The 11,098-nt window shown below is 67.7% G+C and carries 9 protein-coding genes; 4 read left to right on the forward strand and 5 right to left on the reverse strand.

Annotation, left to right across the window (positions count from 1 at the left end):
* Positions 1 to 249: 249 nt before the first annotated feature.
* Positions 250 to 810 (forward strand): polysaccharide biosynthesis/export family protein, encoded by a 561-nt coding sequence (locus J1C47_RS02090; RefSeq protein WP_207349053.1) that lies wholly within the window; start codon positions 250 to 252, stop codon positions 808 to 810.
* A 36-nt stretch (positions 811 to 846) separates the two neighbouring features.
* On the opposite strand, the gene J1C47_RS02095 is transcribed toward J1C47_RS02090, so the two are convergent.
* The 5 genes from J1C47_RS02095 to J1C47_RS02115 all read right to left on the reverse strand — a co-directional run bounded on the left by J1C47_RS02095 (position 847) and on the right by J1C47_RS02115 (position 6,563).
* Positions 847 to 2,211, reverse strand: a complete 1,365-nt coding sequence (locus tag J1C47_RS02095; RefSeq protein ID WP_245396290.1) for a nucleotide sugar dehydrogenase — start codon at positions 2,209 to 2,211, stop codon at positions 847 to 849.
* Positions 2,212 to 2,786: 575 nt separating this feature from the next.
* Positions 2,787 to 3,989 (reverse strand): 3-oxoadipyl-CoA thiolase, encoded by a 1,203-nt coding sequence (pcaF, locus tag J1C47_RS02100; RefSeq protein ID WP_207349054.1) that lies wholly within the window; start codon positions 3,987 to 3,989, stop codon positions 2,787 to 2,789.
* On the reverse strand, positions 3,989 to 4,675 hold the full coding sequence (locus J1C47_RS02105; protein ID WP_207349055.1) for a 3-oxoacid CoA-transferase subunit B: 687 nt from the start codon (positions 4,673 to 4,675) through the stop codon (positions 3,989 to 3,991). The genes pcaF and J1C47_RS02105 overlap by 1 nt, the downstream gene beginning before the upstream one ends.
* Entirely contained in the window at positions 4,672 to 5,379 is a 708-nt protein-coding gene (locus J1C47_RS23550; RefSeq protein WP_207349056.1) for a 3-oxoacid CoA-transferase subunit A, read from the reverse strand. The genes J1C47_RS02105 and J1C47_RS23550 overlap by 4 nt, the downstream gene beginning before the upstream one ends.
* A gap of 488 nt (positions 5,380 to 5,867) precedes the next feature.
* Positions 5,868 to 6,563 carry a DUF459 domain-containing protein gene (locus J1C47_RS02115; protein ID WP_207349057.1) on the reverse strand — a complete coding sequence of 232 codons (696 nt, stop codon included), beginning with the start codon at positions 6,561 to 6,563 and terminating at the stop codon, positions 5,868 to 5,870.
* Positions 6,564 to 6,956: 393 nt separating this feature from the next.
* Here J1C47_RS02115 and J1C47_RS02120 point away from each other — a divergent pair, with 393 nt between their 5' ends.
* The 3 genes from J1C47_RS02120 to J1C47_RS02130 all read left to right on the forward strand — a co-directional run bounded on the left by J1C47_RS02120 (position 6,957) and on the right by J1C47_RS02130 (position 10,650).
* Complete coding sequence (locus tag J1C47_RS02120) at positions 6,957 to 8,555, forward strand: GDSL-type esterase/lipase family protein (RefSeq protein WP_207349058.1); 1,599 nt, start codon at positions 6,957 to 6,959, stop codon at positions 8,553 to 8,555.
* Positions 8,556 to 8,823: 268 nt separating this feature from the next.
* Positions 8,824 to 10,293, forward strand: coding sequence for an MBOAT family O-acyltransferase (locus J1C47_RS02125; protein WP_207349059.1), 1,470 nt, complete (start codon positions 8,824 to 8,826; stop codon positions 10,291 to 10,293).
* A 12-nt stretch (positions 10,294 to 10,305) separates the two neighbouring features.
* Entirely contained in the window at positions 10,306 to 10,650 is a 345-nt protein-coding gene (locus J1C47_RS02130; protein WP_207349060.1) for a hypothetical protein, read from the forward strand.
* Positions 10,651 to 11,098: the final 448 nt, after the last annotated feature.

An 11,098-nucleotide genomic window follows, 5' to 3' on the forward strand; every position in this document is an offset into this window, starting at 1 on the left:
GAGCGCGGCCGCAAGGCAGGCGCTGCTTGGCTCAGCGGCGCGGCGCGATACGGACCGACGACCCTCGACGCGAACTCCGGACAAGCGCTTCAGGTTGCCCGAAACAATGCCCCCTCGGCCGTAACCGCGAGGTTAAGTTGCTGCCCGATCGACATCCGCCGCCTGCGGTTTACCGGCGGTTAACCCTAATGAATTCATAATCTGCCCATGCGGTCGCGTTTCGGCGGCAATTCACCGGGCTAGAGCACCATGAAACTTCGGCTGGCGATCCTCGCCCTTTCGGCCCTGACCCTGCTTCCGGCCTGTGCGTCGTACCGGCCGGCGCCGGACGCCTTTCATCAGAGCCTCGCGCAGCCCTATCGTCTCGACAGCGGCGACCGGCTGAAGATCATCGTCTTCGGCGAGGACGGGCTGACCAACACCTATACCGTGGACAAGGCGGGCTTCGTCGCCTTCCCGCTGGTCGGCGACGTTCCGGCGCGCGGCCGCTCGCCCGAACAGGTGCAGGCGGAGATCACCCAGCGCCTCGCCGACGGCTATCTCGTCAAGCCCGACGTGACGGTGGAGGTCGACCAGTACCGGCCGTTCTTCATCATGGGGGAAGTGACGAACGGCGGCCAGTACAACTACGTCCCCGGCATGACGGTGCAGAACGCGGTGGCGATCGCCGGCGGCTTCACGCCGCGCGCCGAGCAGGAAAATGCCGACGTCACCCGCCAGAACAGCGGCCGCATCGTCACCGGTCGGGCCCTGCCCTCGGACCCGCTGATGCCCGGCGACACGGTCTATGTCCGCGAGCGGTGGTTCTGACGAAAGCTTTTCCCGCCGCGCCGCAAAGGCCGCCGGTCACGCCCTGACGACGCGGGCCTGCAGCTCCGGCGAGAGCGCCCGCGACGCGCCGCGGCTGTCGACGACGAGCGGCACGCTCTTCACCAGGGTCGCAAGGTCGATGCCGTCATGGTCGGTGGCGATCAGCGCCGCGTCGTAGCCCGCGAGCGCCTCCGGGCTCCAGCCGATGGAGGCCCTGCCCTCGAATTCGCCGTGTTTGCGCGTGCGCCGCATCACCGGCACGAAGGGATCGTAATAGTCGACCAGCGCGCCGCGCTCCTCCAGCATCTCCATCAGGACGAGCGACGGGCTCTCGCGCACGTCGTCGACGTTCTTCTTGTAGGCGAGGCCGACGACGAGGACGCGGGCGCCGCGGATCGGCTTGCCGAGACGGTCGGAGAGCGCCGAAACCAGCCGGCCGACGACCCATTGCGGCATGCCGGAATTGATCTCGCCGGCGAGCTCGATGAAGCGGGTGTGGATGCCGAATTCCCGCGCCTTCCAGGTGAGGTAGAACGGGTCGACGGGGATGCAGTGGCCGCCGATTCCGGGCCCCGGATAGAAGGGCATGAAGCCGAAGGGCTTGGTCTTGGCCGCGTCGATGACGTCGAAGACGTCGATGCCCATCTGGTCGAAGATCACCTTCAGCTCGTTGACGAGGGCGATGTTCACGGCGCGGAACACGTTCTCCGTCAGCTTCACCGCCTCCGCCGTGCGCATCGAGGCGACGCGCACCACCCGCGCCGTCACCGTCGCATAGAGCGCTTCGGCCATGTCGCCGGCGGCCGCCGTGTCGGCCCCGACCACCTTGGGAATGCTGTTGGTGTCGAAATCCGGATTGCCTGGATCCTCGCGCTCCGGCGAATAGGCGATGGCGAAGTCGCGGCCGGCCTGAAGGCCGGAGCCCTGTTCGAGAATCGCCGCGAGCAGGTCCTCGCTGGTCATCGGATAGGTGGTGGATTCCAGCGTCACCAGCTGGCCGGCCCGCAGATGCGGGGCGATCGCCTCGGCGGTCGCGACGACGAAGCTCATGTCGGGATCGCGGTAGCGCGTCAGCGGCGTCGGCACGCAGATCAGCATCGCGTCGACCTCGGCGATCCGCGAATAGTCCGTGGTCAGCACCGTGCGGCCGGAGCCGACGAGCGCCGCGATGCGCTTTTCGGCGATGTGGTGGATGTAGCTCTTCCCGCCCTGGAGCTTCTCGATCTTCGCCGGATCGATGTCGAAACCGAAGGTGCGAAAGCCGGCCGCGTGGAAGGCGAGGAGCAGCGGCAGGCCGACATAGCCGAGACCGACGATCCCGACCTTCGCCTCGCGGCTTTCGACACGGCCGACGAAGGCGGCGGCCATGTCGTCGCGTGCGGATGTCTCTTCGGTCTGCATGGCAAGCCCCAGCAAGCGCTATCGTCCGGCCCGGCCGGTTTGCGCCCTCACTGGCGCAATTTGGGGGCTGGCGGCAAGGGCGGCGAGAAAGCTGCTGCCGCAAGAACGGCCGTGGCGGCGTCTCGCTCACCGTCGCATCGGCCGAGGGGAACGGGTCCGGGTCGTTCATGCGTCGCCGTCCGTCGGCCCTATTCGAAGCGACTCCACGCCTGCCGAGAAAGCGGCTTCCGCTGAAGAAACTGGAGCGAAACCATTGAAATTGCGTCATCCTCGGGCTTGTCCGTACGAGACTCACGCATTTGTTGAACGATAGTCGCAGCCAGGTTGCGTGCTGAGGCAGGCGGACTGAAATTCGCCGAAAACCTCGAAAGTGCGTCATCCTCGGGCTTGTCCCGAGGATCTACTGCCGGCTCAAGGACAGAATCCTTGCAGTTGTCCTTCAGCGGCGAAGTGCGCAACGCTCAACCCGCAGTAGATCCTCGGGACAAGCCCGAGGATGACGGCGCGGTGGAGCGGAGCCGGGAAGCGGCCGCCTCGAGCGCAGAGCAGTAACGCGCCCCGCGCCACCCCTGCCCTCACGCCCGCTCCAGCCCGATCGCGATGCCCTGCCCGACGCCGATGCACATCGTCGCCAGCGCCAGCTTCTTGCCGGTCAGCTGCAGTTCCAGCGCCGCCGTGCCGGCGATCCGCGCCCCGGACATGCCGAGCGGATGGCCGAGGGCGATCGCTCCGCCGTTCGGATTGACGCGGTCGTCGTCGTCGGGGACGCCGAGGCTGCGCAGCGTCGCGAGCCCCTGCGAGGCGAAGGCCTCGTTGAGCTCGACGACGTCGAACTCCTCGACCTTGAGGCCGAGCCGCGCCATCAGCTTCCGCGCGGCCGGCGCGGGGCCGATGCCCATGATGCGCGGCGGAACCCCCGCCGTCGCCCCGCCCATGATCCTTGCGATCGGCGTCAGCCCGTGGCTCTTCACCGCCTCGCTGGAGGCGACGATCAGCGCCGCCGCCCCGTCATTGACGCCACTGGCGTTGCCGGCCGTCACCGAGCCGCCGTCGCGGAACGGCGCCTTCAGCCGGGCGAGCGCCTCGATCGTCGTGTCCGGCCGCGGATGCTCGTCGGCGTCGACGATCCTTGGCTCGCCGCGCTTCTGCGCGATCTCCACCGGCACGATCTCGCGGGAAAGCCGGCCGTTCGCCATCGCCCTTCCCGCCTTCTGCTGGGACCTCAGGGCGAAGGCGTCCTGATCCTCGCGGCCGACCGCGAAGTCTTCGGCGACGTTCTCGCCAGTCTCCGGCATCGAATCGACGCCGTACTGCCGCGTCAGGAGCGGATTGACGAAGCGCCAGCCGATCGTCGTGTCGTAGATCTCCGCCTGGCGGCTGAAGGCGGTGTCGGCCTTGCCCATGACGAAGGGCGCCCGCGACATCGATTCGACGCCGCCGGCGATCGCGAGATCCATCTCCCCGGCCCGGATCGCCCGGGCGGCCGAAACGATCGCGTCCATGCCGGAGCCGCAGAGGCGGTTGATCGTCGTCCCCGGCACGGTGGCCGGCAGCCCGGCGAGCAGCAGCGACATGCGGGCGACGTTGCGGTTGTCCTCGCCGGCCTGGTTGGCGCAGCCGTAGAACACCTCCTCGACCGCGGCGAAGTCGATGTCGTGACGCTTCGTCAGGGCACGGATCGGGATCGCCCCGAGATCGTCGGCCCGCACGCTTGCGAGAGCCCCTGCGTAGCGGCCGATCGGCGTGCGGACATAGCCGCAGATATAGGCGTCGCGCATCAGGACAGCTCCGGAACTTCGAGGTTGCCGACTTCGCCCTCGACATGGAGCTTCGCGCCGGTGACAAATTGCAGGTCGTCCATCGACAGATGGGGCAGTTTTTCGCGAAGCACGAAGCGCGCGGCGGGAATGTCGACGTCGATCACGGCGAGCGAGGTGTAGATGCGGGTGACGCAGCCGACGCCGGTGAGCGGGAAGGTGCATCGCTCGACGAGCTTCGGCGCGCCGTCGCGGGCGACGTGGTCGGTCAGCACCGCGACGCGCTTGGCGCCGTTGACGAGATCCATCGCGCCGCCGACCGCCGGCACGCCCTTGCTCCCGACCCGCCAGTTGGCGAGGTCGCCGTTCGAGGCGACCTGAAGCGCGCCGAGGATGGCGACGTCGAGATGGCCGCCGCGGATCATCGCGAAGCTCGTCGCATGATCGAAGAAGGCGGCGCCGGGCTTCAGCGTGATCGCCTTCTTGCCGGCATTGATAAGGTCCCAGTCCTCCTCGCCCTTCGCCGGCGCGCGGCCGAAGCCGAGGACGCCGTTCTCGGTGTGGAAGATCGGCTCGCGGCCTTTCACCGTGTAGGCGGCGACCTTTTCCGGAAAGCCGATGCCGAGATTGACGTACTGGCCGTCCTCGATGTCCTGCGCGGCACGCCAGGCGATCTGTTCCTGATTGAGCTGTCCTCGAACGTTCATGGGTAGCGCGCCTCCGCCTGGTTCAGCACTTCCTCCTGGGCGGGATCGGCGATCTCGACCAGACGGTTGACGAAGATCCCCGGCGTGACGACGGCTTCCGGCTCGATGCCGCCCGCGTCGACCAGCCGGCCGACCTGGGCGATCGTCTGGCCGGCCGCCATCGCCATCAACGGACTGAAGTTCCGCGCCGCGAGGCGATAGGTCAGATTGCCGTAGGGGTCGCCCAGTTCGGCCTTGATCAGCGCATAGTCGGCCTTGAGCCAGCGCTCCTGGAGATAGGGCCTGCCGTCGAACTCCGCGACCGGCTTGCCCTCGCCGAGCTCGGTGCCGTAGGCCGTCGGCGTGTAGAAGGCGGGAATGCCGGCGCCGCCGGCGCGGATGCGCTCGGCGAGCGTTCCCTGCGGCGCGAGCTCCAGCTCGATCCGACCCGCGAGATAGCGCTCACTGAAGGCCGTCGGGTCCTTGCTCTTCGGAAACGAGCAGATCAGCTTGTCGACCATCCCCTGTTCGATCATCGCGGCGAGGCCGACATGGCCGTTGCCGGCATTGTTGTTGACCACCGTCAGGTGCTTCGGGCCGGCGTCGATCAGCGCGTGGATCAGTTCGATCGGCGCCCCGGAGCCGCCGAAGCCGCCGATCATCACGGTCGCACCGTCACAGATGTCGGCGACCGCCTCAGCCGCCGAGGCGTAATGCTTGTTCACCCGCTTCTCCTCCTCCGCCTGCCGCTCCGGCCTGCGCCTCTTCGAGCCCCGTGCGTCCCGCAGGAACGCGGCCGAACGCCCGGCCAGTCTTGATTGACGCGTCGCGCGCACCGACGATCGATTCCGATTTCCGGGCCGATGCTTCAGCTCGCAGATAGCCCAGGGCCGCCGGAGCCGCCAAGGCGGTTCGTGCGCATGGTGACGTTTGCTCGGATGCCGGGCGAAGGCGGACGCATGGAGAACGGGCCGGCCGGCGTCGTCGCCTCGCCGGCGACGGCGCTGCGGCTCGTCGAACCCTTTCGCCCCGGACGGCCGCGACTTGGAGCGGACGTCGGGGGACGCCTCGCGGCGGGTGCTCCGAAGAGCCGGAGCACACTTGGATCGGGACATTTCGCAGTGGAAAAAGGCTCTTGCCGCCGTTTCCTGACGTATCGCAGGAACTTCGCTCAATAATGCAGGAAATTCGGAGCGGGCGAAAAGCCCGGCCCTCAGAAGTTCAGGTCAGCCCGCAGTTTGTCGAGGGCGAGGCCGGCATAGACCTGATAGCCGGCGGGCGTGAAGTGCACCCCGTCGCTCGCCCGGATGATGGTGCTCTTGCCGTCGACCGTGAAGGTCGCGGAGTAGTCGCCGTTCTCGTCGGCGAAGGCGTTCCAGGCGTCGATGAAGGTCGCGCCGTTGGCCTCGGCCTCCTCCTTGAAGATCTCGTTCAGATAGGCGTAGTCCTTCTGGAACCGGTTCTTGCGCGTGATCGGCAGCGACAGCCAGTAGACCTTGATGCCGCGGTCGGTGAAGGCCTTGACGATGTGGGCGACGCGCTTGCGGTATTTCTCCTCCCACGCCGCCTGCTTGTAATAGTAGGCCTTGCCGCTTTCGCGGATGGTCTGGAGATCGTTGGCGCCGAAAACTAGCAGCGCCGCGTCCATCGGATTTTCGGCGAGTTCGTCGACCGCCTCCGGCCAGTCGTAGCGGTCGCTGCGGGCGATGCCGGTGTTGACCCGCGCATATTTCTTCACCGCGATGTTCGGCTCGCCGCGCACCAGCTGGGCGAGCCCCGAATAGACGCCTTCGCCGAGCGAGTCTCCGAGGACGGCGATGCGGAAGTCGCGCGGCTTCGGGGCCTCCTGCGGCTCGGTCGCGACCTCCGCGGCGCTCGTCTGCGTCAGTCCCGGGCCGGAGGCGGCCACGTCGACCGTCCCGGCCGGCACGGAGGAAGACGCCGCAAGGGCCAGAATGAATTGCAAAGCAAATGAAACCGTTGCGAAACGACTGCCCCTGCTGTCGAAAAGCTTCATCGAACCGATCCCCAGATGAATGCTACCGCCCCGGTGGGTTGCGAATATACAGGCAGAGACCCGCAAGATGAAGATCGTGATCGGCGGCGTCGAACTTTCGCCGCAGTCGTTGCATTTTTAGCATTGACGGGGATCGTTAAGCCGTAAGGGGCGGCGTTAACGGAAAATTACCCATACTGTTCGAGGTTCGGTGATCGGACCTTTCGTCGTGTGCCGGAGAGCAGTCATCTCGGATTGGGGGCAATCGTGACAGATCGGAACGTTGCAGCGCCTTTGACGGGCGGCTTGCACGCCGCGGCCGTCGTCGGGCGTCACCGGACGGGATGGCGGATCGCCGCGCTGCTCGGCGTCGCCGCGGTTCTCGGTGGTTGCTACGACAAGTCGGTCGACATGGGCGAAACCTTTCATTCGGCCGAAGCGGCCGCCAAGGCCGAACGGCGGACCGCCGACACGCGTCAGGCGCCGGTGGCCGACGGCCGCCTCGCGCTCGGCAAGACCGGACGCGTGCTCATTCGCCCGGATACCAGGGGCGCGGCAGCGATCGCCGAGGCCCGTGCCGAGCTCGCCTCGCCGCCGCCGATGCTCCGCGCGAGCGACGAGACGAAGGCGCGGATGGCCGCGAGCTTTCCGGTTCCCGAAGCCGAGATCGCCCCGCTCCCTGCGCCGTCGCTGCTCGTCGCCGCTGCTTACGGCTCGGACGGCGTCGATCGCGGCCTGTCGCAGCAAAGCCTGTTCGACCGCCGGGGCGGCGAGGCTCCCGCCGCGGGCGACGGACCGCTGGCGCGCTTCCACGCAAAGCTCGAGGCGCTGAAGAACGGCACCCGCACCGAGCCGGTGACCGTCCTCCACATCGGCGATTCCCACATCGCCGCCGACTCCTTCACCCGCGGCATCCGCTCGCGTCTGCAGGACGCCTATGGCGACGCCGGCCGCGGCGCGACGATCCCGCCGAAGGTCTTCCCTTACGCCGCCGCCGCCGAGGTGACGATGAACCGCTCGGGCCCGTGGCAGGCCGCGTCGAGCCTCAAGGTCGCCTCCGGCCCCTACGGCGTCTCCGGCGTCCGCCTCGCCTCGCGCTCGAAGGGCGCCAAGCTGACGCTTTCCAGCGACACCGGGCCGTTCGACTATGCCGAGGTGACGATGGTGACCGGGCCGAAGGCCGGCGGCGTGACGATCAGCGCCGGCGGCAAGAGCGAGACCTTCTCGGCGAAGGCCGACAAGCCGGGCTCGACGACGGTGCGGCTCGAGGCGAAGGCCGACAGCGTGACGGTCAACCCGGCTGGCGACGGCACGACGACGATCCTCAACTGGGGCACAGGCCGCCACAAGCCGGGCGTGCGCTACGTCAATTTCGGCATCGTCGGCGCGACCGTCGACGTCACCAAGCGCTGGGACGAGACGCTCGTCGCCAACGACGTCAAGGCGATCAAGCCGGATCTCATCGTCTACGGCTACGGCACCAACGAGGGCTTCAACGACAATCTCGACCTCGACGCCTATCGCAAGACCGCAGCTCACTTCGTCTCGATCCTGAAGGCTGCGGCGCCGCAGGCCGACTTCGCCTTCGCCGGCGCCGCCGACGGCCTGACCAAGCGCTCGAGCCGCGGCCCGAGCTGCCCCGGCGGCTGGCGCTCCCCGGTCAAGCTCGGCCCCCTCCGCGACACCATCGAGGCGCTCGCCAAGGACGAGAATGCCGGCTTCTGGAACTGGTCGGAAGCGATGGGCGGGCGCTGCAAGATGGATGTCTGGGCGCGCCGCGGCTTTGCCGCCGGCGACCGCGTGCACCTCACCGCCAAGGGCTACGACAGGAGCGCCGAAAGCTTCGTCAACGGCCTCTTGATGCCGGAGGCCAAGGGCGACACGCCGGTCGCGTCGCTGAACTGACGCCGGCGGGACGGGCAGGCCCGGCACGGCACGGGGCGCCCGAACCGAAATGCCGGGCTCCTTCTCCGGCTGCGCACCGCGGGAACCACGCGCCGCGGGGCTCGCAACTTCCCTTGCGTCGCATTCGTGCAACGGCCGGCGGAAACGTTAACGAAACCTGTCGATTCCGGGAGAAAACGGTGGGCGGCGGGGCGATTTGATTGCCGCGCCGGGCTAGACTGGAGGCGGCCGCCATGGCCGCATCAAGGTCCCGCCAAGGCTCTTCCGCTTGCTCTTCCCGACGCTCGATTTCGCCGTCTTCTTCCTGGTGGTCTTCGCGCTGGCCTGGGCCATGCGGGGCACGGCGACACCGCGCAAGCTGTTTCTTCTGGTCGCGAGCTACTTCTTCTACGGCTACTGGGACTGGCGGTTCTGCTTCCTGCTCTTCGGCGCCTCGCTGATCGCCTATGTCGCGGGCCTCGCCATCGCCGCCTGCGAGGCCGAGCGGGGCCGCCGCGCGCTCGTCGCCGCCGCCGTCGGCCTGCTTCTCGTCGTCCTCGGCTTCTTCAAATATTACGACTTCTTCCTCCAGTCGCTCGGCGACCTCCTGCGCCAGGCCGGGATCGAGCGCGACCTGCCGCTGATGGTGGTGATCCTGCCCGTCGGCATCTCCTTCTTCACCTTCCAGGCGATCTCCTACGTCGTCGACGTCTATCGCCGCGAGATCGCGCCGCAGCGCTCGCCGCTGGACCTTCTGCTCTACGTCTCGTTCTTTCCCCAGCTCGTCGCCGGGCCGATCGTGCGCGCCGCCGACTTCATGCCGCAGCTCGCCGAGCGGCCGCGGCTGACCCGCTTCATGCTCTCTTACGGCCTGGTGCTGGTCATCGTCGGCCTGTTGAAGAAGATGGTCATCGCCAACTGGCTCGCGACCCACCTCGTCGACGAGGTGTTTCTCGTGCCCGAGAATTACGACGCGCCGACGCTGCTCCTCGCCGCCTACGGCTACGCGGTGCAGATCTATTGCGATTTCTCCGGATACAGCGACATCGCGATCGGCACCGCGGCGCTGCTCGGCTATCATTTCCGCGAGAACTTCCGGCAGCCCTATCGCGCCGCCTCGCTGCAGGAATTCTGGCGGCGCTGGCACATCTCGCTGTCGCAATGGCTGCGCGACTATCTCTACAAGCCGCTCGGCGGCAGCCGGGGCGGCCGCTTCGCCACCTACCGCAACCTGTTCCTGACGATGTTCCTCGGCGGCCTCTGGCACGGCGCGGCCTACACCTTCGTGATCTGGGGCACGATGCACGGAGCGATGCTCGGCATCGAACGGGCGGTGCGCGAGCGCTTCTCCACCCGGCCGGACGGGCCGCGCGACGCCGCCTTCAAGCGGATCGCGTGGGCGCCGCGGCCCTGGCACGGCCACGGCCTCGTCCGTCTCGCGGCGATCCTCGCGACCTTCCATTTCGTGACGCTCGCCTGGATCTTCTTCCGCTCCGAGAACCTTCAGACCGCCCTCGCCTATCTTACCGGCCTCGCGTCGTTCGCCGGGACGTTCGAGGCCTGGACGCCCTTTCACGTCGTCCTCGTGTTCCTGCCGCTCGCCTTCCACTTCACGCCCTACGACCTCGATCTCAGGATCGGCCGGGCGCTCCGCCGCTGGCCGACGCTCGCGCTGGCGCTCGCCTTTGCCGCCGCCCTCGTGGCGATCCAGCTGATCGCGCCGCCGGGCACGGCTCCCTTCATCTATTTCCAGTTCTAGGAAGAAAGAGCGATGCTGCCGACCGCCCCGCAGCCCCGTCGTCCATCGCCGCCGCGCCACCGCGAGGGGAAGCGCGTCCGTCGGCCGTGGCGCGCCCGGGCCACCGCGGCCAACGTCGCGGCGGGGCTCGTCGTCTATCTCTTCGCCTTTCTCGGCCTCGCCGTCTTCCGCTCCGGCGATCTCGTGAGCACCACCTACGACCTGCCGCCGGGCGCGGCGAGCGAGACGGTCATTGCGGCGGCCGAAACCTGGAACGGCTGGATGGAGGATCTCGGGACGGCGGGTCTCGGCGAGGAGGTGGTCGAGACGGTCGGCGCCTTTGCCAGCGGGGAGCTGTTCGAGGGCGCTGAGGAATAGGCCGACGAGATAAGGGTGGTCCTGGGCCTGCGGGTGAATGTGGGCCGGAGCAACCGAAGCAGGGTCTCGGCATGGGCCGCGACCATCGCGCCGAACCATCGCGAGGCCGCCGACGCGATACCGGCCGCCGTCGGCAGCACCGCGACCAGCGTTCTTCACGGGCAACAGCGTCGTCCTTGGGCTTGTCTCGACGGGATCACAGATTTTTTCGAGAGACAGTCGTAGCCAGGTTGCTTCTCAGGCAGGCAGGCCGAAATTCGCCGGAAGCGTCGAAAATGCGTCATCCTCGGGCTTGTCCCACTGCTGTCCGGTTTAATTTTATGGACAGAGTGCATGACATTGATTCTACTCGGTTCCAGACGTTTCGCGGCGTTCGGGACACGAGATTGGAGATCAATGTCATGCGGCACGACAATAGCGTTTTTCACGGGCTGCAGAAACACATTCC

This window comes from Jiella sonneratiae, from assembly GCF_017353515.1.
Taxonomy (GTDB): domain Bacteria; phylum Pseudomonadota; class Alphaproteobacteria; order Rhizobiales; family Rhizobiaceae; genus Jiella; species Jiella sonneratiae.

Excerpts from the sequence above, each read along its gene's own strand:
- J1C47_RS02090 (WP_207349053.1), top strand. The coding sequence starts at position 250 with ATGAAACTTCGGCTGGCGATCCTCGCCCTTTCGGCCCTGACCCTGCTT.
- J1C47_RS02095 (WP_245396290.1), bottom strand. The coding sequence starts at position 2,211 with ATGCAGACCGAAGAGACATCCGCACGCGACGACATGGCCGCCGCCTTC.
- pcaF (WP_207349054.1), bottom strand. The coding sequence starts at position 3,989 with ATGCGCGACGCCTATATCTGCGGCTATGTCCGCACGCCGATCGGCCGC.
- J1C47_RS02105 (WP_207349055.1), bottom strand. The coding sequence starts at position 4,675 with ATGAACGTTCGAGGACAGCTCAATCAGGAACAGATCGCCTGGCGTGCC.
- J1C47_RS02130 (WP_207349060.1), top strand. The coding sequence starts at position 10,306 with ATGCTGCCGACCGCCCCGCAGCCCCGTCGTCCATCGCCGCCGCGCCAC.